Raw genomic sequence first — 20397 nt, forward strand, 5'->3', positions numbered from 1 at the left:
CACTCCTACCGATCCGGTTTGGGTTGGGAATTGGTTTGCGGCGTCACGCCGTGGTTACGCTCGCGCCAGGGCAGCGGCGTCGCCGGACGCAGGCTGCTGTAGGGCGCGATCGTCGAGCGGTAGCCGACGCTGGTGCTGCCCGCCGACGGGTTTGCCGGATCGCCTGCGGCGGCAAGCGGCCGGCCGTCGGCCATGCAGCCGGCGAGCGGCACAGCCGCGAGGATGGCGGCGGCCATCCGCAACACGAAGGTGGATGGCGCGCGCCGGCCAAGCCGGTTGCCAAGCCTGTTGGCCACGGCGGCGGGTCTCGCCCCGAAATGCGAATACATGGATCTGTCCCGATCGTCAGATGAATGACAGGCATGCGCACGCGAGCGCGCGGCGCAGCCACGATGTCAGCTGAGGATCAGGCGATAGGGGGACGATAGAGCCGCGCGGGCGCCTCGCTGTGCAGGCTCTGGAAGGCCTCGGCGAGACGGGTCGCGATCGGGTGCAAGGGAGCAGCGACGGACGGAAGATCGGCCGGCAGCGCCGACACGCACATCATCGCGCAGCACGGCCCCGGCGCGTTCTTGCCGTCGTGGCTGTGCTTCAACGGTGGTTCAGCGCCATCGGCGGCATGATGCATATGCATGCCGCCATGATCGTGGGCGGCATGATCGTGCGCGGCGCCATCCGCATGCGCCATCGAGGTATCATGCGCCTGCACTGCGGCCGGCTGGACCTCATCGGTCAGGCACGGAAACGGCGCCCCGAATGCGAGCGCGACGGACGGCGCGAGGACGCAGAACAGATAGGCCAGGATGATGGAACATCCCGCCCGTACCCGCCCTGACCTCGTCAACCGCACCAACACCTGTGTGATCGCCCCGAACTCACCTCGCCCGCACCCCGACTGCAAATCAGTCGGCCGCGAACCGCCATCCTATATACCCCCGCAGGGTATCATTCAATCCGGTTTGAACCCGCCAACGGATTCCTTGCCCCTGCTACACGCTGGCGCACGACCGGCGCAACGACATCCGCTTCCGGCGCCCTCGCGCCAAGCGCGAAGCCCTTCACGACGGCGAAGATCGCAGGAATCACGATCAGCGTCAGCAATGTCGACGAGATCATGCCGCCGATCATCGGCACCGCGATGCGCTGCATGATCTCGGAGCCGGTGCCGGTGCTCCACATGATCGGCAATAGCCCGGCCATGATGGCGACCACCGTCATCATCTTCGGCCGCACACGCTCGACTGCGCCCTCGATGATCGCGTGGTTGAGATCGTCGCGACCGATCGTGCGGCCCTCGGCGACGCGACGCGCGGTGATCTCGGCCAGCGCATGGTTGAGATACATCAACATCACGACGCCGGTCTCGGCGGCGACGCCGGCGAGCGCGATGAAGCCGACCGCGACCGCAACCGACAGGTTGAAGCCGAGCGCCCACATCAGCCAGAGCCCGCCGACCAGCGCGAATGGCAGCGACAGCATCACGATCATGGTCTCCGCCACCGAGCGGAAGTTGAGGTAGAGCAGCAGGAAAATGATCAGAAGCGTCACCGGCACCACGATCCTGAGCCGCGCCGCGGCGCGTTCCAGATATTCGTACTGCCCGCTCCAGACCACGTAGGCGCCGGGCGGAAACTGCACGGCGGCCTGCACCGCGCGCTGCGCATCCGCGACATAGCCGCCGAGATCGCGATCGCGGATATCGACATAGATGTAGGTCGCAAGCTGCCCGTTCTCGGTCCGGATCGTGGTCGGCCCGCGCGCCGGCGTGATATCGGCGACCTCGCCGAGCGGCACCGCCCCGCCCGCCGGCATCGGCACCAGGATGTCGCTGGCGATCGCGCCTGGATTATCGCGCAGGTCGCGCGGATAGCGCATGTTGACGGTGAAGCGCTGGCGTCCCTCGACCGTCGTCGTGACGGTCTGGCCGCCGAGCGCGGTCGCGATCGTGTCCTGCACGTCCTGCACCGCGATGCCGTAGCGCGACAACGCCTCGCGGTTCGGCGTGATCTCGAGGTAGTAGCCGCCGAGGCCGCGCTCGGCATAGGCCGACGAGGTGCCGGGCACGCCCTTCACGACCTGCTCGATCTGGCGGGCGAGCTTGTCGATCACGGCGAGATCGGGGCCGATCACCTTGACGCCGACCGGCGTCCGGATCCCGGTCGACAGCATGTCGATGCGCGCCTTGATCGGCATGGTCCAGGCGTTGGAGACGCCGGGGAATTGCAGCGCCTTGTCCATCTCGGCGATCAGGCGGTCGAGCGTGAGACCCTTGCGCCATTGCTGTTTCGGCTTGAGGTTGACCACGGTCTCGAACATCTCCGATGGCGCCGGATCGGTCGCGGTCGCGGCGCGGCCGGCCTTACCGTAGACCGAGACGACTTCCGGAAAGCTGCGGATGATGCGGTCCTGCATCTGCAGCAGCTCGGCCGCCTTGGTCACCGAAATCCCCGGCAGCGTGGTCGGCATGTAAAGCAGCGTACCCTCGTTGAGGTCGGGCATGAACTCGGTGCCGAGTTGCCGGGCCGGCCAGACCGTAACGGCGATCGCTGCGAGCGCGAGCAGGATCACCAGCGTCTTGGCCCGCAACACGCCATTGATGATGGGACGGTAGATCCAGATCAGGAAGCGATTGATCGGATTCTTGTGCTCGGGAACGATCCTGCCGCGGACGAAGATCACCATCAGCGCCGGCACCAGCGTCACCGACAGCAACGCGGCGGCCGCCATCGCAAACGTCTTGGTGAAAGCGAGCGGCGAGAACAGCCGCCCCTCCTGCGACTCCAGCGTGAAGATCGGCATGAACGACACGGTAATGATGAGCAGGCTGAAGAACAGCGCCGGTCCCACCTCCGCCGCAGCCTCGATCAGGATCGCGACCCGCGACCGGCCGGGCTCGGCCCGCTCCAGGTGCTTGTGCGCGTTCTCGATCATCACGATCGCCGCATCGATCATGGCGCCAATCGCGATCGCGATGCCGCCGAGACTCATGATGTTGGAGCCGATCCCGAGCAGCTTCATCGCGCCGAACGCCATCAGCACGCCGACCGGCAGCATCAGGATCGCGACCAGCGCGCTGCGGACATGCAGCAGGAACACGAAGCAGACCAGCGCGACCACGACGCTCTCCTCGAACAGCGTCCGCTTCAGCGTGTCGATCGCCGCATAGATCAGGTTGGACCGGTCATAGACCGGCAGGATCTCGACCGACTTCGGCAGGCTGGTCGCGATCTCCTTGAAGCGCTTCTTGACGTTTTCGATCACGTCGAGGGCATTGACGCCGAAGCGTTGCAGCACGATGCCGCTCGCCACCTCGCCCTCGCCGTTCAATTCGGCGATGCCGCGCCGCTCGTCGGGGCCAAGCTCGACGCGGGCGACGTCGCGCAGCAGCACCGGCGTGCCGTTGTCGGTCTTCAGCACGATGTTGCCGAGATCGTTGATGTCCTTCAGATAACCCTTGCCGCGAATGACATATTCGAACTCGGAGAGCTCGACGGTGCGGCCGCCGACATCGGCATTGCTGGCGCGGATCGCATCGCGCATCCGCTGCATGGTGATGCCGCGGTCGCGCATCCGCTGCGGATCGAGGATCACATTGTACTGCTTGACGAAGCCGCCGACGCTCGCGACCTCGGCGACGCCTTCCGCTCTTGCCAGCGCGAATTTCAGATTCCAGTCCTGGATCGTGCGGGTGTCGGCAAGATTCAACTCTTTCGACATCACGGCATATTGGTAGACCCACCCCACCCCGGTCGCATCGGGACCGATGGTCGGGGAGACACCGGCCGGCAGCCGCGACGCCGCGCCGTTGAGGAATTCGAGCACGCGCGAGCGCGCCCAGTAGATGTCGGTGCCGTCCTCGAAGATGACATAGACGAAGGAGACGCCGAAGAACGAGAAGCCGCGCACGACCTTCGACTTCGGCACCGTCAGCATCGCCGTGGTCAAGGGATAGGTGACCTGGTCCTCGATCACCTGCGGCGCCTGGCCGGGATACTCGGTGTAGACGATGACCTGGGTGTCGGAGAGATCGGGGATCGCATCGAGCGGCAGATGCAGCAACGCGTAGAGACCCGCGGCGGCCGCAAAGCCGGTGCCGAACAGCACCAGCAGCAGGTTGCGCGCCGACCAGGCGATGACACGTGCGATCATGGCCGGCCTCCCTCCGTCATCTGGCGGTCGGCCGTTGCCGCTTGCGCAGCGCCGGCCTCGGCGAAGCCCTTGATCGCCGCCTTCAGGTTGCTTTCGGCATCGATCAGGAAGGTCGCCGACGTGACGACCGCATCGCCCTCCGCGATCCCGTCGCGGATTTCGACATAGCCCTCGCCGCGCCGCCCGAGCTTGACCTCACGCGGCTCGAACCGCCCGTTGCCGCGGTCGATCAGCACGGTCTGGCGGCTCCCGGTGTCGAGGATGGAGTTTTCCGCCACCGTCAGCACCGGCGCCGCGCTGCCAATGTCGATCTCGGCGTCGACATACATGTCCGGCAGCAGCGCGAGATCGGCATTCTGCAATTCGATCCGCACCCGCGCGGTGCGCGTGTCCTTGTTGACCTGCGGATAGATCACGCTGATCTGGCCCATGAACGTGCGGCCGGGATAGCCGCGGGCCCGCACCGCGACCTTCTGCCCGACCACGATATTGCCGAGATCACGCTCGGCGACATCGACCAGTGCCCACACGACAGAGACGTCGGCGATCCGGAACAGCACGTCGCCCGGCTGGGCGCGCATGCCCTCGATCGCGGCACGCTGCAACACGATGCCGTCGCGCGGCGACAACCACTGGATCGCGAGCGGCACCGTGTGGCTTTTCTCCATCTCGGCGATGACGGTCTCGGGAACGTCGAGATTGGTCAGCCGCTGCTTGGAGCCGCGTCCGTAGGGCTCGATATTCGCGATCGCTTTCGAGGTCATGGTCGCGACATATTCGGCCGCCGCGGACGACACCGCCGGGCTGTAGATCTCCATTAACGGCTGCCCCTTCGTCACCCGGCTGCCGGTCGTGATGTCGGCGACCTTCTGCACGTAGCTCTCGGCCCGCATTGCGATGACGGAGACCCGCCGTTCGTCGAGCTGGATCGTGCCGGGGGCACGCACCAGCGTGCGGATGCGGCGCATCTCCGCCGCTTCGGATTTGACGCCGGTGCGCTGGATTTTTCCGGGCGACAACGTGATCGAGCCGTCGTCGCTGTCCTCGCCGTCGTAGACGGCGATGTAGTCCATCCCCATGGAATCTTTCTTCGGCACCGGCGAGGTGTCGGGAAGCCCCATTGGATTGCGATAATATTTGACCTTGCGCTCGCCCTTGGCGGCCGTGGCGTTGCTGTCCGCCGGCATCGCCATCGGCGCCTCCGGCTCGTCGAAGCTGAGATCGGCGCCGGCCGCGACCGGCTGGTAGTCGCGGCCGTCGGACGTCTTCTTCGGCGTCAGCGAGTAGGACGGCTTGCCGTCCGGATCGCGGAAATAGATCGGCGCGCCGGCTTCGGCCGCTTGCGCGGCAGAGGCAGCGAGATTTGCGCCCAGCCACGGCGGCAGGCCGCGACCGAGATAGGTGACGCCTGCCGCTGCAACGATCGCAGCGGCAGCGCCTGCCAGAGCGAGCCGGTTCATTTTCCGGCCGTGACGACGAGCTTGCTTTCGACCGTGCCGGTCTCGCCCTGCACCTTCGCGCCGAGCGACAGCTGCCAGCGCCCGGCCATGCCGAAGTTCGCCTTGAACCGATAGGTGCCGGGTTCGGTCCCCGGCATCGGCGTGACCTTGGTGGCCATCTCCTGCATGCCGTCCGGGGCCATGTCGAGCCGCGCCGCGAAGATCACGGCGTCAGGTACGACCTTGCCGGTCTTCCTGTTCATCAGCCGGACGGTGACAACCTTGTCCGGACCGGCCTGAACTGTCTGGTCGACGAGCTGGAATTCGTAGTCCTTGATGTCGGCGAGCGCGACAGTGGCGGTGCCAGTCAGCGCCAGGCCGATGAGCGCGGCCGCTACGGCACGCGGCGTATTGAACGACGTCATTTCGTTTTATTCCTCGATTGGATTTGGTCTGCCGCTTGCGCGGCATGCGACGTCCACGCGCCAGAAGGTCGCGCGGCAGCAACCGGCGCTTGCGGCGCCAGTCAGACCAAATGTCGAGGAGGATGGTCGGGTGGCGGACGGACCAGCCCGTCAGCGACCAGATCGTCATGCGGATGCAATTGCAGCTGCGTCGCCGGCCTCACCGCGAAGCCGAGGGTCGATGGTCCCTCGTGCAGGACCTTCAACATGCAAATCGCAACCAGCGGACAATCCCGGCAATCATTGCTCTTCTGCTTGTCGGGGCAGCACGGCATATCGGCCGCCATGTCAGACATGTCCGCCATCTGGCTCATACCGGTCAACGAAGATCCGGCCGCCGCGGGCGTCGCCAGCGGCGCAATTGTCAGGCCTGCCGTCACGAGGACGGCGAGCAGCAATCTGAACAATTGGCGAACATTCATGTTGCGACAGTCTCACAAAGGACGGGTGCTGAAAAGGTCACCCTGTTCACAACTGCACCAGCGGGAGATTGGGTGGTTAATCGTTCATCCCGGCTTGGCGCCCGCATGCCGCGCCTATCGAGCCTTCGGGCCGCCGTGATAGCGCCACGGCGTCCGGGCAGCGTCCGGGACGCTCGCCGGCTGCACGCGCATCGCTCCCTGATCGTAGCCGAATGCAGACATCGGGTCGCGCTGCGCGGCAACCGTAGCCGCCGATGCGGTTTCTGCGGCCTCATTGGGCAAGTATCTCCTGTCGGAGGCGGTCAGGCCCGCTTGCGCGGTCGCCGACGCCACCACCAGCGGCGCGAGGATTGAGAAGGCAAGAAGGCATTTGTTGATCGACATCATCGGCTCCATCATTTTCCTGAAGCGCATTGATTTGCGCTTCTGATCATGAGTTCGGAGCCAATGTTTCCCCGGTTACACGCTCACGCCGACGTGAGAGGTCCGATCACTGCCTTTCACCAGCGCAGCAACCGCGGTCCCAATGCCGCGCCCGCAAGTGTGCACAGCACGATCGTGCCGCCGTACCACAGCGCGACAAAGGGCAACGAGTCATCGGTGCAGTGGAGTGCATAGGCGACGGCGCTCACGCCACCTGCGACAAGGCCGCCGAATGCCCCCGCCTGCACCAGATTGGTCGGCGCCGCCTTTCTGACTGCCCAGATCACCACGGCAAACGGCACGATCGCGATGATCGGAACCGAGATGAGGCATTCGAGCCATTGGTCTCCCATGACCATCCTGTCCCAGTGAGAGCTGGGCGCCTGTCCGAGGCTGATGGTAGCAAGCAGCATGATCGCCCCGAACGGGAGTGCGGCAAGTCCAAGCGAGATCCTTCGCTCGCCGCCCGGCCGCGCCAGCCGGGCCAGATAGACCGACGCCGCGCCGACAGTAGCCAGCGCGAATGCGAGTTTCAGAAAGAGGAAGGTCAAGGCACGCGGCGTGGTCAGGTCGGCGCGGACGCCAAGCCCGGCAAGCACGAGGCCAAGTGCGGCAACCAACGCCAGCCCGAGCGCGATAGCAACGGTCCGGCCGACCAGCCGGCGATCGACCGGCTCGACATTGTTGCTGAGCGCCGCGATGAGGTCATCGGTCTTCATGGCTCCGTCCTCCCGGCGATCAACGCGGCCAGGGCCTTCAGCCCGCGATGAATGCTGACCTTCACACTGGATTCCGAAATGTCGCACCGCTGCGCTGCTTCGGCGACGCTCAATCCATCGAGCTTCACGGCCGCGATCGCGCACTGCATGTTCGCCGGCAATTGCTTGAGCAATCGCCTGAGGTCAAAGCTGCTCTCGGCGCCGATATGATCGTCATGGGCTGTGATGTCGTCGGCCTCATCGATCGGCACGTCGGCGCGCGAAGCCCGCGTGCGACGCAGGAAATCGATCAGCTTGTAGCGCGCGACCGCGTGCACCCAGGGCGTCAATGGCTGTGCCGGGTCGTAGGTGTGTCGCTGGAGGTGAATTGCCAACACGGCCTCCTGCACCAGGTCCTCCGCCTCCGCCGCGCCGCGGCCGGTCCTCGCAAGCTTGCTCTTGTAGTAGGCACGCAAATGCCGGCTCAGGCGCTCCAGCAACGCCCGGTGGGCCGCCGCATCGCCATCCTGGCTGGCAAGCATCAGTGGCTTGAGCTCGTTTTCCGCGGTCGTCATGCAGCGCATCTATGGTCTGGTTCGCTCAGGCGACCGGTTTGGTTACAGCCTGATCGGCCGGACCACGAATATTTTCGAGGCCGCGACGGGTTCAGCTCAGTTCGCACACATCATCCCGACAGTTTGCGGCTTCATCCCGGCTGGATAAGCCCGTCTTTGGCGGCCGCCGATCACAATCCTGCCAGATGGGGCCTTGACCTGTGCTATCGCCGAAATGACATGAGGGACTAACCAACGGACCCACGGCCCATGCAACTCGTCTCGACCCTGACCTGTCCGGCCTGCGGATTCGCCGCGACCGAAACCATGCCGACCGATGCCTGCCAATTCTTCTACGACTGCCGCGGCTGCGGCACCCGCCTCAAGCCGCTTGCCGGCGATTGCTGCGTGTTCTGCTCTTACGGGACGGTCGCCTGCCCTCCGGTGCAGACGCGCGGCGAATGCTGTGGCGGGCCCGGGCCAGCCTGAGCCCCCTGCCACTGATTTGTCCGGCGGCGCACGCCCCGCAGCGAAGATGTTGGTTTATCGGCTAGGCAAGCCCAGTCTCGCCGGGGACAGCACGAAGCAAGCCCTGCGGCTGTCGATTCGAATGCGTCGCGTTAGTAGGACTGGGCGTAGGGTGCAGCATTCATCAGCAGCACACCAAAAAGAAGCACCAGATAGAGCATCGAAAACACGAACAGGCGGCGAGCAGGCCGCCTTTCCTTGTCGTGGCTTCGACGTACCTGCCATGCGAGAAAGATCATGATCGCTCCCAGCATCGCCGCGGCCGCGCCATAGATGCCCCCCGCGAATCCCAGTGCATAGGGTAGCAGCGAGATCGGAACCAAAAGCGCGCTATAGAGAAGAATCTGGCGCTTTGTTTCGGTCTTGCCGGCGACGACCGGCAACATCGGCACACCGGCGCGGGCGTATTCTCCAGCAAGATTGAGCGACAATGCCCAGAAGTGGGGTGGCGTCCAGAGGAAGATGATCAAGAACAGGATGAGCGGCTCGAGCCCGACGCTTCCGGTGACGGCGACCCAGCCGATCACCGGAGGGAGTGCGCCAGCGGCACCGCCAATGACGATGTTTTGCGGTGTTCGGCGCTTGAGCCACATCGTGTAGACGACCACGTAGAAGAAAATCGTGAAGGCAAGGAGTGCAGCAGCGGCCATATTCAGCAAAGTGCCGAGGGTCAGGACGGCGCACGTCCCGAGCATCAATCCGAAAACCAGTGCTTCCGGGCGCGATACACGGCCGCCGGGAATTGGACGGATGGCGGTCCGCGCCATCACCGCATCGATGTCGGCGTCGTACCACATGTTGAGCGCACCTGCGGCGCCAGCTCCCGCAGCTATGCAAGCAAGAGCAACGACGCCGGTCACGGGATCGATGCCGCCTGGTGCGACCATAAGACCGACCAGTGCGGTAAAGACGACCAGCGACATGACGCGCGGTTTCGTCAGTGCAACGTAGTCTCCGATGTTGGTATAGCTCCGGCGAAGAATTGAACGATTGATTTGCACGAGATTGATTCCTCGTCAGTTCGATACTCAAAAGGCCATCGGTTGAAGGCCTTCTTCGCAGAGTCCCAGATGACGTGGCGAGTTCTCAGCCGTCCTGCCTCTAGCTCGCTGGCGCGAAAAACATGACCCGAAGCAGATGCGTATAGTCGGATTCGAACACCATGATCCCTACAAAAACCAACACGAGCACCGGCGGCAACAGGATGGCGTAGGCCAACGCCAACCGCTCCCAGGCCATGTGCATGAACACGGCAACGATCAGGCCGGCCTTCAGCACCATGAACAGCAGGATCAGTGACCAGCGGAGATGGCCATGGATGCCAAAGAAGTCGACGAGGTATGAGCAGGTGCTGAGCACGAACAGCCATCCCCAGACCACGAGATAGAGCTTGATCGGATGCTGCTGGCCCTCTGCGTGCGTGGCTCCTGATGCGACTGCGTCGTGCGCATACGCGTGCAGCGCATGTTGCGTTGCCTGCCCTTCCACATGTACCGCTGCGTTTGTCATGCGCCAACCTCACCAGAGATAGAAAAAGGCAAAGATGAACACCCACACCAGATCGACGAAGTGCCAGTACAGGCCCATGATCTCGACGATCTCGTAATATCCCCTGCGGCTCGTGAAGAAGCCACGCCTTTCGACGTCGAAGTCTCCCCGCAAAACCTTTCGCGCGACGGCGATCAGGAAGATCACGCCGATGGTCACGTGGGTGCCGTGGAAGCCGGTGATCATGAAGAAGCATGCACCAAATTGCGGCGCGCCCCACGGGTTGCCCCACGGCCGCACGCCCTCCATGATCAGCTTGGTCCATTCGAAGGCCTGCATTCCGACGAACGTCGCGCCAAATGCCGCGGTGGCCAGCATCAAGGCTGCCGTTTTGACGCGATCCCTGCGGTAGCCGAAGTTGACGGCCATCGCCATCGTCCCGCTGCTGCTGATCAGGATGAAAGTCATGATCGCGATCAGGATGAGCGGGATGTGCTTGCCGCCGAGATTCAGCGCGAAGACTTCGCTGGGATTGGGCCACGGCACGGTCGTCGACATTCGCGCCGTCATGTACGACAGCAGGAAACAGCTGAAGATGAAGGTGTCGCTCAGAAGGAAGATCCACATCATGGCCTTCCCCCAGGACACGTGCTTGAAGGCACGCTGGTCCGAGGCCCAGTCGGCGGCGATGCCGCGCAATCCGGGTATCGTTCCGGGCGACGTCTGGGGGGGTGCAAGTGTGGTTTCCGTCATCGTTTCCCGCCCTCGCTAGGTGAGCAACTGGCGACAGATGTCGACCAAACTGTCGGTCCAGCCCGTCATCAGACCGAGCAAGATCAGCCAGACCAACAACAGGAAATGCCAATAGATGGCGCAGAGCTCCACGCTCAGGCGCATCTGCATCATCGGCGCGCCACGCCACACCTTGGCGGTCGTCCTGCCGAGCGCTACCAGACCGCCTATCAGATGCAGTCCGTGCACCGCGGTGATCAGGTAGAAGAAGGAATTGGCTGGATTGGACGCCACGAAATAGCCGGCGACCTTCAGCTGCTGCCAGACCAATAGCTGCCCGGCCAGGAAGGTCACGGCGGATGCTCCGCCGATCAGCAGGCCGACGATCAGGCCGTCAATGTCGTCGCGTCGCGCGGCCATGTACGCCCATTGCAGCGCCACGCTGCTGATGACCAGGACGCCGGTATTGACCCACAACAGCCTGGGCAGGGGCAGCTCCCGCCAGTCCACCATGCTGTTACGCATCGAGTAGGCGCTGATCAGGAGCGCGAACAACGAGCCGACGACTGCGAGAAATACGCCCAGTCCGATCTTCGCCGTAGGCACGGACGAACCGCGCTCACCGCGAAGATCGACGTCCACCCCTTGCTCGAGCCAGGGTTTGGCGGCCAGCCGCTGCTGCGAGAGCCACCATCCCGCGATCGCTGCGATTGTAACAGTGAACAGGATGATGGCACTCACGGATGGGCTCCCTGCGGCGCCAATCCGGCCGGCGGTTCATTTTGCGGCACAAAATCCCCCGCAGCGCCCGGCACGCTGTAATCGTAGGCCCAGCGATAGACGATCGGGAGGTCCTTGCCCCAGTTGCCATGTCCGGGCGGGGTTTCCGGTGTCTGCCACTCCAGCGAGGCGGCTCCCCAGGGGTTGCTGCCAGCCTCTTTTCCCTTGAACAGGCTCCAGATGAGATTGAACAGGAAGACAAGCTGGGCGAAGCCGACAATCAGCGCCGCCACACTCATGAACGCATTGAGGTCGTGGGCGGATGCCGGGACGAAGGTTGTCTCGCCGATGTCGTGATAGCGGCGGGGCATCCCGAGCAGGCCCAGATAGTGCATAGGGAAGAAGACCGCATAGGCCCCGATGAACGTCACCCAGAAGTGGAAACGTCCAAGCGCCTCATTGAGCATGCGTCCGGTGACTTTCGGATACCAGTGATAGATCCCGCCAAACACGGCCATGATCGGCGCGATACCCATCACCATGTGGAAGTGTGCGACAACGAACATCGTGTCGGACAGCGGAACGTCCACAACCACGTTACCGAGAAACAGTCCGGTCAGGCCGCCGTTCACGAACGTGATGATGAATGCGAGCGCGAACAGCATCGGCACCGTGAGATGGATGTCGCCGCGCCACAGGGTCAGCACCCAGTTGTAGACCTTGATCGCAGTCGGGATGGCGATGATGAGTGTCGTGGTGGCGAAGAAGAACCCGAAATACGGGTTCATGCCGCTCACATACATGTGGTGCGCCCATACGACGAAGCTGAGCGCACCGATTGCCACGATCGCCCAAACCATCATGCGATAGCCGAAGATGTTCTTTCGCGCGTGGACGCTGATCAGATCTGAAATGATGCCGAAGGCCGGCAAGGCGACGATGTAGACTTCGGGGTGGCCGAAGAACCAGAACAAATGCTGGAACAGGATCGGGCTGCCGCCGCCATATTTCGTCAGCTGGCCCATCTCGACCAGCGTCGGCATGAAGAAGCTGGTTCCCAGGAGACGGTCCAGCAACAGCATCACCGAGGCGACGAACAGCGCCGGGAAGGCCAACAGCGCCATCACGGTGGCCGTGAAGATGCCCCACACCGTCAGGGGCATCCGCATCAATGTCATGCCGCGCGTGCGGGCCTGCAGCACTGTCACCACATAATTGAGCCCGCCCATCGTGAAGCCGATGATGAACAGGATCAGCGAGGCCAGCATGAGAACGATGCCCCAATCCTGCCCGGGGGTACCGGAGAGAATCGCCTGGGGTGGATAAAGCGTCCAGCCGGCGCCGGTCGGCCCACCGGGCACGAAGAACGTCGCGACCAGCACCAGCACGGCGAGCAGGTAGACCCAGTAGCTCAGCATGTTCACGTAGGGGAAGACCATGTCCCGCGCGCCGACCATCAGCGGGATGAGGTAGTTGCCGAAGCCGCCGAGGAACAACGCCGTGAGCAGGTAGATCACCATGATCATGCCGTGCATGGTGATGAACTGAAGGTACTGATTGGCGTCGATGAAGGAGAATGTGCCGGGAAATCCCAGTTGCAGCCGCATCATCCACGACAGCACCAGCGCAACCATCCCGATCGACATCGCCGTGATCGAGTACTGGACGGCGATAACCTTGGCGTCTTGCGAAAAGACGTACCTCGTCCACCAGCTGTGCGGGTGATAGAGCTCGACCTCACCTACTTCGGCGGGCGGGATGCCTGCAACCTCATCAAACGGGATATCGACCATCGGAATAGCCTCCTTGGTCTTCCGCTCAGCGACGAGTTCACCTCATATCCGGCTGATCCTCGTCGGCATGTTCATTCGCGACCAGTCCTGTACGCGGCCTTCGCGACGTCGTGCTGCCCTGACAACTCCGCAAACGTCCGCTGCCTCTCGAGCCACGCGTGGTATTCTTTCGCTTCCTGCACGACGACCCTGCTCCGCATCTGCGCGTGCGCGGTACCGCACAGCTCCGCACAGAGGACGTCGAACGTTCCGGTGCGGGTGGGCGTGAACCAGTAATAGGTCACCGAGCCCGGTATCATGTCCATCTTGGCCCGGAACTCAGGCACGTAGAAATCGTGCAGAACGTCGATTGAGCGGAGCAACACCTTCACCGGCTTCCCAACCGGCAGATGCAGATCGTCGCTTTGAACGACGATGTCGTCCTGTCCGTTCGGATCGTTGGGATTCAACCCAAGAGGATTGTCGGGACTGATCAGGCGCGCATCTGACGTGCCGAGCCGGCCATCTTTTCCCGGAAGCCGATAACTCCACATCCACTGTTGTCCAACGACCTCGACGTCGGTCGCGTCGTCGGGAACGGTGACGAACTGGTGCCAGACGACCAGGCCGGGCGCCAACATGGCGGCGACGCCGACTGCCGTCACGATGCTGAGCCACCATTCGAGCTTCTTGTTTTCGGGATTGTAGGCGGCCCGCCGTCCCTCCTTGTGGTGGAAGCGGAACACGCAGTAAGCCATAAACGCGATGACCGCGCAGAAAACCGCACCGGTGATCCAGAACGTCAGGTTGATCGTGTCGTCGATGTAGCGCCAGTTTGAGGCGATCGGCGTCCACCACCACGGGCTGTAGATGTGAAACAGCACCGAGGCGACTGCAACCAGGAGCAGTACGAGCGCGACAGCCATCCCTCATTCCTCCTTGCCACTGAAGGCTACGGAGACGAACGAAAGGGCGGAGCTCAGGTCAAAGGTATGGTGTCAAAGGTATGGTGTCACGTACACCATCACCGTGCCTTTTGCCTCGCCCATTCTGCCGGTCGCGACGCTGGGACATCATGACAAAGGATCAACGTCACGGCCGCAATCTCATCGGAGCTTGGGGGCGTTCAGTGCATTCAAGATGGTACTCGTCGAGCCCGGCGTCAATAGAGGAGTATGTCCCGCCTCTGTCCGGCGCGCGTTGGCGCGAATGCATTGCGTGCCGGAGAGCACCGATCGGGACCCGCCATCAGATGGTGCATCGCAAAACCTGGCCTGTGCGATTGCACAATTCTCCCGACCGCATCCGCCATCTTGCTTCTGCTGCGTATCGGACTAGTTTGATTGGACCGGTTGCGACAGATGTCGTCCGGCAAGCTCCTTCCGGTTGAATCTGATTTGCCGGACTCAGTCGCGATTTTCGCGCATGAGGCGGATGTGCGTGTGTTGATGGCGCTCCGTTCCCCTGCGGGCACAAGCAAGGAGGCCGGAACCATGACTACCGTATTCGCACGACCCAAACTGCAATTGTTTGGCGTCTCGACCGCCTTTGTCGTTCGCAAGATCAGCCTTTCAGACCTAGGCGACGCGCTGCGCCTCGGCTGGGAAGACTTCAAGGCCATCCCGACCCACGCCATCGTCCTGTGCGTGATGTACCCCGTCCTCGGACTTGTCCTGTTCAGACTTGTGATCGGCTATTCGGTTCTGCCGCTGCTGTTTCCGCTCGCCGCCGGCTTCGCCCTCATCGGTCCTTTCGCCGGATTAGGCCTCTACGAACTGAGCCGCCGCCGCGAGCGAGGAGAGGAGCCAGGAGCCTGGGATGCAATGCAGGTGCTGCGCGCGCCGTCGTTCGGCGCCATGCTCGAACTTGGCATTCTCCTGTTCGTTCTGTTCGGGGTCTGGATCGCCGCCGCGGACGCGATCTACATTGCGACTTTCGGCTATGCTCCGGCTGCGAGCATCCCTGATTTCGCAGAGCGCGTGTTGACGACACCCGAAGGCTGGTCGCTCATCATCGTCGGATGCGGCGTCGGCTTCCTTTTCGCCCTGGCTGCCCTGTGCGTCAGCGTCGTCTCGTTTCCACTGATGCTCGACCGCCATGCGACAGCGATCGATGCGATCCGCACCTCGATACGGGCCGTGATGATGAATCCAATTGAGATGGCGGCGTGGGGATTGATCGTTGCGGTATTGCTGGCCGTGGGTTCACTGCCATTCTTCGTCGGTCTCTGCGTCGTTCTGCCGGTGCTTGGTCATGCGACCTGGCATCTTTACAGGAAGGTGATCGAGCCTGACCCGAATCCTCCGCAAGAAGATCCCCGCCCGCCGATCGGTCACCGCTACGCGGCCGATTTCCCGGCCTCGCTCTTCCCGTGGAGCCGTGAGCGTTAGTGATACCGGCGCGAGCTTGATCGCTCGCAGGGCATAGCGGACGTAGTTGTTGTCGCGCCGATGGCGATTGACGTCTCCCCGTTGATTGTCTCTTTGGAGGCAGGTAAAGCGCTCGCGCAATCCGACGCTGATCGCGCCGGCGTCTTCCGGCGCGACGACCGCTCGATTGTCAGGTACTCATCATGGCTTCGTCCGACGCATTGGCTGCCGTCTTCACTCATATCGAATCCAACCGCGACACCTTCCTGCAGCGCCTGATCGCCTATCTGCGCCATCCAAGCATCAGTGCCGAGAACATCGGCATCGCCGAGGTCGGCGCCCTGCTGGTCGAGATGCTCACAGGGATCGGCCTCGAAGCCGGCCTTGTCCCGACGGAGGGTTATCCGATGGTGGTGGCGCGCTGGGAGAAGGCACCGGGCAAGCCGACCGTCCTGCTGTACGGACACTATGACGTACAGCCGGCCGACCCGCTCGAGAAATGGATATCGCCGCCCTTCGAGCCGACGATCCGGGACGGCCGGCTCTATGCGCGCGGCGTCGGTGACAACAAGGGCCAGCACCTCGCCCAGATCCTGTCGATCGAATCCCATCTCAAGGTGCACGGCGAACTGCCCTGCAACGTCATCCTGCTGCTGGAGGGCGAGGAAGAGATCGGCAGCCCGCACATCGCCGGTTTCGTGCGCGCCAACGCGCATCTCTTGAAGGCCGATCTTGCCGTCACCGCCGACGGCCCGCGCCATGCCAGCGGCGCACCGACGATCAAGTTCGGCTCGCGCGGCGTCGTCTCCTTCGAGCTGCGCTGCCGCCATGCCAACCGCGACGTCCATTCCGGCAACTTCGGCGGCGTCGTGCCGAACCCGATCTGGACGCTGGTCCACCTTCTCGGCACGATGAAGAACGCGGCCGGTGAGATCACCATCGAGGGGCTGCATGATGCCGTCGAGCCACCGGCGGCTGAGGAACTGGCGGCGATCGAGCGCCTGCCGCTCGATATCGAAGCCGTCAAAGCGAGCCTTGCACTGAAGCGCCTCGACGCGCCTGCCGACCGCCCCTTCTACGACCGTCTCTGCTTCCAGCCGACGCTGACCATCAACGGTTTCCACGGCGGCTATGGCGGCCCCGGCACCAAGACGGTGCTGCCGAACGAGGCCTTCGTCAAATGCGACATCCGTCTCGTCGAGGCTCAGGACGCCGAGGACATCCTGCGCAAGGTCCGGGCTCACGTCGCGAAACACGCGCCCGAGGTCGAGTTCGTCGCTGCAGACATGGGAATGCAGCCCTCGAAGACGCCGATCGCCTCGCCCTACACCGCGCCGCTGCGCCGCGCCTTCGTTGCCGCCCATGGCCAGGAGCCGCTGCTGATACCGGCCGGCTTCGGCAGTCTGCCTAACTACGTGTTCACCAAGCTCCTGGGCATCCCTGCCTTCGTCACGCCCTATGCCAATCCGGACGAAGCCAACCATGCGCCGAACGAAAACATGACGCTGGACTGCTTCTACAGCGGCTTGCGGACCGGGGCTGCATTGTTGCACGAACTCGGCCAGTTCCGGCGCGAGGGCTAGACCCCGCCTGTCGAGGCAATAGAACAAGACCCGTAAGGCCATCGTGCAGGGAAAGCCGGGATTGCTCCGGTTACACCTGTGGCCTACCTCCCGTGCTTTTTGTTGCACCGGACTCATGGGTGCGATCGGCACCCGGCTTTCCCTGCGCCCTCGTCAAGCGAGAGGGCGGATGGAAGAGCAGAACTCGGACAGATCATGTCGCGAGAACGCGGTGCCGCGCGCGAGCCGAAGTCACCTTCGGCCCGCGAAGCACAGCTGCGCCATCTCTCAATCGGTCACGTCTGCTTCAACACCGCCGGATCGACCGGCATCTTCCGCAGCCGCTTGCCGGTTGCCGCGAAGATCGCATTGCTGATCGCAGGCACGATTCCCGATGTCCCGGTCTCGCCCATGCCGCCGGGCGGCTCGGTGCTCGGCACGATATGGACCTCGATGGCCGGCGCCTGGTCGATCCGCAGCATCTGGTAGCTGTCGAAATTGCTCTGCTCGATGCGACCGTCCTTCAGCGTGATTTCGCCATAGAGCGCGGCGGTGACCCCGAAATTGATGCCGCTCTGCAACTGCGCCTGCACCGTGTCGGGATTGACCACGGTGCCGCAGTCCATCGCGCAGACGACGCGGTGGACGCGGACCGAGCCGTCCTTGGCAACCTCGACCTCGGCGACCTGTGCGAGGTAGCTGCCGAACACGAATTGCAACGACACGCCGCGGCCGCGCCCGGCCGGCAACTTGCCGCCCCAGCCGGCCTTGGCCGCGGCAAGCTCGAGCGCCGCCTTGGCGCGCGGCGATTTGCCAAGCAGCGCCCGGCGATAATCGACGGGATCCTGCTTGGCGGCCGCTGCCATCTCGTCGATCACGCTTTCGGTGACGAACACGTTGTGCGAGGGCCCGACGCTGCGCCAGAACGCGGTCGGAATGCCGGGCGGCTCGACCCGGACATATTCGACGTGGAAGTTCGGAATGTCATAGACGAGGTCGATCGCCCCCTCTGTCGTGTCGGGGTCGAGACCGTTGCGGAACGCCGGCGGCGCCCACCGCGCAATGACGGAAGAACCCGCGAACCGATTGTTCCAGGCCACCGGCTTGCCCGATGCATCGAGACCGACCGCAATCCGGTCGCACCAGTACGGCCGGTACATGTCGTGCTGGATGTCCTCCTCGCGGGTCCACACCACCTTGACCGGCGCGTCGACCTGCTTTGCGATCTGCACGGCGCGGATCACCCCATCGACCTCGAGCCTGCGGCCAAAACCGCCGCCGAGCAGATGATTGTGCACCACCACCTTCTCCGGCGGCAGGTCCAGCATCTTCGCGGCCACCGCCTGCACGCGCGAGAGCGCCTGGTTGCCGACCCAGATTTCGCAGCCGTCGGCGCGAACATGCACGGTGCAGTTCATCGGCTCCATCGTTGCATGGGCGAGGAACGGCAGCTGATAGGTCGCCTCGAGTTTGGTCGCCGCGCCCGCCAGCGCCTTGTCGGCGTCGCCGACATTTTGCGCGACGGCGCCGGGCTTCGTCGTGGCGGTCTCGAGCTCGCGCGCGATATCTGACGTGGCGAGCTTGGCGTGAGCCCCCTCGTCCCACTCGATCGTGAGCGCCGCGAGACCTTTCTTCGCCGCCCCCATGTGATCGGCCACCACGGCGACCGCGTCATCGAGCTTCACGATCTGTCGCACGCCGTTGACGGCCTTTGCCGCCGCATCATCCACGCGCTTGACCCGCCCGCCGAACACCGGCGACTGCGCCAGCGTCGCGACCTTCACGCCGGGCGGCCGTGCATCGATACCGTAGACCGCCGAGCCGTTGATCTTGGAGGGCGTATCGAGCCGCCTGGCCGGCGTGCCGATCAGCTTGAACTCGGCCGGGCTCTTCAGCGTCACGTTGTCCGGCACCGGCATCTGCGCCGCGTCGGCCGCCAATTCGCCGTAACCGAGCTTGCGTCCCGAGGCTGCATGATGCACCTCGCCATTCTCGGCGCGGCATGCGGCGGGATCGACGTTCCAGCGTTTCGCCGCGGCCGCGACCAGCATCGCTTTCGCGGTGGCGCCGGCTTTCCGCATCGGCTGCCAGGCGCCGCGCATGGCATTCGAATTGCCAGTGGCCTGCACGCCGAGCAGCGGGTTGGCATAGAGCTTGTCGCTCGGCGGCGCGTGCTCGAGCTGCACCTGCGTCAGGCCGATCTCGAGCTCCTCGGCGATCAGCATCGGGATCGAGGTGTAGGTGCCCTGCCCCATCTCGACATAGGGCATGGTGAGCACGACCTTGCCGTCGCCGCCGATCCGGATGAACGCGTTCGGCGCGAAGCCATCGGACGTCGCAGCCTCGCTCTCGCGGCTGGCGAACGGCAGGCTCACGCTGAGCAGCAGGCCGCCGCCTGCGATCGCGCTGGTGCGGAGGAAATTGCGCCGCGACAGATCGGCGGCGCGCTCAGACACATTGTTCATCAGCGTCATGATCAACCTCCCGACTGCGCGGCTTGCTTGATGGCTTCGCGAATGCGGACATAGGTCCCGCAGCGGCAGATATTGCCCGACATCGCGTCGTCGATATCCGCATCGGTCGGCTTCGGCTTGCTTGCGAGCAAGGCGGAGGCGGACATGATCTGCCCGGACTGGCAGTAGCCGCATTGCGGCACCTCATGCGCGAGCCAGGCGTCCTGGATCTTCTTGCCCGCCGGCGTCTTGCCGATCGCCTCGATGGTCGTGATCTTGGAGTCGCCGATGCTGTCGATGGTCGTGATGCAGGAGCGCACCGGGCTGTCATCGAGATGCACCGTGCAGGCGCCGCACAACGCCATGCCGCAGCCGAACTTGGTGCCGGTCATGCCGAGCACGTCGCGCAGCACCCACAGCAGCGGCGTATCGCCGTCGGCGTCGACCGAATGACTGGTCCCATTGATCATGATCTGGAAAGGCATCCTGACACTCCTGTCCTGGTTCGAGGCCCCGCTCGGACTCCGCCCCTCCGGGCGCAACCGGCACATTCCAAAGCGATCGCACGCGCATTCGCGCCGATTACTCACCTATGGTAATAAATCCAATTCCAATGCCGCATAA

The 20397-nt window shown here is 63.9% G+C and carries 21 protein-coding genes; 4 read left to right on the plus strand and 17 right to left on the minus strand.

The annotated features are described in order from the left end of the window. Nucleotides 1-5: 5 nt before the first annotated feature. The 9 genes from ACVIGB_RS12645 to ACVIGB_RS12685 all read right to left on the minus strand — a co-directional run bounded on the left by ACVIGB_RS12645 (nt 6) and on the right by ACVIGB_RS12685 (nt 8170). Nucleotides 6-329 (minus strand): hypothetical protein, encoded by a 324-nt coding sequence (locus ACVIGB_RS12645; RefSeq protein ID WP_456722441.1) that lies wholly within the window; start codon nt 327-329, stop codon nt 6-8. A gap of 77 nt (nt 330-406) precedes the next feature. Continuing rightward, entirely contained in the window at nt 407-844 is a 438-nt protein-coding gene (locus tag ACVIGB_RS12650) for a hypothetical protein (RefSeq protein WP_456722440.1), read from the minus strand. A gap of 101 nt (nt 845-945) precedes the next feature. Then, the gene (locus tag ACVIGB_RS12655; protein ID WP_456722439.1) at nt 946-4149 is read right to left on the minus strand and encodes an efflux RND transporter permease subunit; all 3204 of its coding nucleotides are present in this window, start codon (nt 4147-4149) and stop codon (nt 946-948) included. Further along, the gene (locus ACVIGB_RS12660) at nt 4146-5609 is read right to left on the minus strand and encodes an efflux RND transporter periplasmic adaptor subunit (protein WP_456722438.1); all 1464 of its coding nucleotides are present in this window, start codon (nt 5607-5609) and stop codon (nt 4146-4148) included. The genes ACVIGB_RS12655 and ACVIGB_RS12660 overlap by 4 nt, the downstream gene beginning before the upstream one ends. Next, a complete protein-coding gene (locus tag ACVIGB_RS12665) occupies nt 5606-6013 on the minus strand; it encodes a FixH family protein (protein WP_456722437.1) in 408 nt (135 codons plus the stop codon). The genes ACVIGB_RS12660 and ACVIGB_RS12665 overlap by 4 nt, the downstream gene beginning before the upstream one ends. Before the next feature lie 101 nt (nt 6014-6114). Continuing rightward, on the minus strand, nt 6115-6474 hold the full coding sequence (locus tag ACVIGB_RS12670) for a hypothetical protein (protein ID WP_456722436.1): 360 nt from the start codon (nt 6472-6474) through the stop codon (nt 6115-6117). Between the two features lie 114 nt (nt 6475-6588). Continuing rightward, a complete protein-coding gene (locus tag ACVIGB_RS12675; protein ID WP_456722435.1) occupies nt 6589-6858 on the minus strand; it encodes a hypothetical protein in 270 nt (89 codons plus the stop codon). 116 nt (nt 6859-6974) lie between these two features. Next, nucleotides 6975-7616, minus strand: coding sequence for an NrsF family protein (locus ACVIGB_RS12680; RefSeq protein WP_456722434.1), 642 nt, complete (start codon nt 7614-7616; stop codon nt 6975-6977). Further along, a complete protein-coding gene (locus ACVIGB_RS12685; RefSeq protein ID WP_456722433.1) occupies nt 7613-8170 on the minus strand; it encodes a sigma-70 family RNA polymerase sigma factor in 558 nt (185 codons plus the stop codon). Before ACVIGB_RS12685 ends, ACVIGB_RS12680 begins: the two co-directional genes overlap by 4 nt. On the opposite strand from ACVIGB_RS12685, the gene ACVIGB_RS12690 reads away from it, so the two are divergent. Then, complete coding sequence (locus ACVIGB_RS12690) at nt 8169-8318, plus strand: hypothetical protein (RefSeq protein WP_456722432.1); 150 nt, start codon at nt 8169-8171, stop codon at nt 8316-8318. The genes ACVIGB_RS12685 and ACVIGB_RS12690 overlap by 2 nt on opposite strands. A 101-nt stretch (nt 8319-8419) precedes the next feature. Next, nucleotides 8420-8638: a GDCCVxC domain-containing (seleno)protein gene (locus tag ACVIGB_RS12695; RefSeq protein WP_456722431.1), complete on the plus strand. Its 219-nt coding sequence runs from the start codon at nt 8420-8422 to the stop codon at nt 8636-8638. Between the two features lie 131 nt (nt 8639-8769). Here the strand turns inward: ACVIGB_RS12695 and ACVIGB_RS12700 are convergent, their stop codons facing one another. The 6 genes from ACVIGB_RS12700 to coxB form a co-directional block, all read right to left on the minus strand. After that, nucleotides 8770-9678, minus strand: a complete 909-nt coding sequence (locus tag ACVIGB_RS12700) for a heme o synthase (RefSeq protein WP_456722430.1) — start codon at nt 9676-9678, stop codon at nt 8770-8772. A 100-nt stretch (nt 9679-9778) separates the two neighbouring features. After that, nucleotides 9779-10186 (minus strand): cytochrome C oxidase subunit IV family protein, encoded by a 408-nt coding sequence (locus ACVIGB_RS12705; RefSeq protein ID WP_456722429.1) that lies wholly within the window; start codon nt 10184-10186, stop codon nt 9779-9781. A gap of 9 nt (nt 10187-10195) precedes the next feature. After that, nucleotides 10196-10918 carry a heme-copper oxidase subunit III family protein gene (locus tag ACVIGB_RS12710; protein WP_092115119.1) on the minus strand — a complete coding sequence of 241 codons (723 nt, stop codon included), beginning with the start codon at nt 10916-10918 and terminating at the stop codon, nt 10196-10198. 15 nt (nt 10919-10933) lie between these two features. Then, the gene (locus ACVIGB_RS12715) at nt 10934-11638 is read right to left on the minus strand and encodes a cytochrome c oxidase subunit 3 (RefSeq protein WP_456722428.1); all 705 of its coding nucleotides are present in this window, start codon (nt 11636-11638) and stop codon (nt 10934-10936) included. Next, nucleotides 11635-13410, minus strand: a complete 1776-nt coding sequence (gene ctaD / locus ACVIGB_RS12720) for a cytochrome c oxidase subunit I (RefSeq protein ID WP_092115121.1) — start codon at nt 13408-13410, stop codon at nt 11635-11637. The genes ACVIGB_RS12715 and ctaD overlap by 4 nt, the downstream gene beginning before the upstream one ends. 71 nt (nt 13411-13481) lie before the next feature. After that, nucleotides 13482-14315: a cytochrome c oxidase subunit II gene (coxB, locus tag ACVIGB_RS12725; RefSeq protein WP_229168327.1), complete on the minus strand. Its 834-nt coding sequence runs from the start codon at nt 14313-14315 to the stop codon at nt 13482-13484. A 567-nt stretch (nt 14316-14882) separates the two neighbouring features. Between coxB and ACVIGB_RS12730 the strand changes: the two genes are divergently transcribed. Continuing rightward, complete coding sequence (locus ACVIGB_RS12730) at nt 14883-15779, plus strand: DUF2189 domain-containing protein (RefSeq protein WP_456725191.1); 897 nt, start codon at nt 14883-14885, stop codon at nt 15777-15779. Nucleotides 15780-15961: 182 nt separating this feature from the next. Next, nucleotides 15962-17341, plus strand: a complete 1380-nt coding sequence (locus ACVIGB_RS12735; protein ID WP_456722427.1) for a M20/M25/M40 family metallo-hydrolase — start codon at nt 15962-15964, stop codon at nt 17339-17341. A 275-nt stretch (nt 17342-17616) separates the two neighbouring features. On the opposite strand, the gene ACVIGB_RS12740 is transcribed toward ACVIGB_RS12735, so the two are convergent. Further along, complete coding sequence (locus tag ACVIGB_RS12740) at nt 17617-19794, minus strand: molybdopterin cofactor-binding domain-containing protein (RefSeq protein ID WP_456722426.1); 2178 nt, start codon at nt 19792-19794, stop codon at nt 17617-17619. Nucleotides 19795-19796: 2 nt separating this feature from the next. Further along, nucleotides 19797-20258 carry a (2Fe-2S)-binding protein gene (locus ACVIGB_RS12745; protein WP_456722425.1) on the minus strand — a complete coding sequence of 154 codons (462 nt, stop codon included), beginning with the start codon at nt 20256-20258 and terminating at the stop codon, nt 19797-19799. Between the last annotated feature and the right edge of the window lie 139 nt (nt 20259-20397).

The sequence above is a fragment of the Bradyrhizobium sp. USDA 4341 genome, from assembly GCF_054063755.1.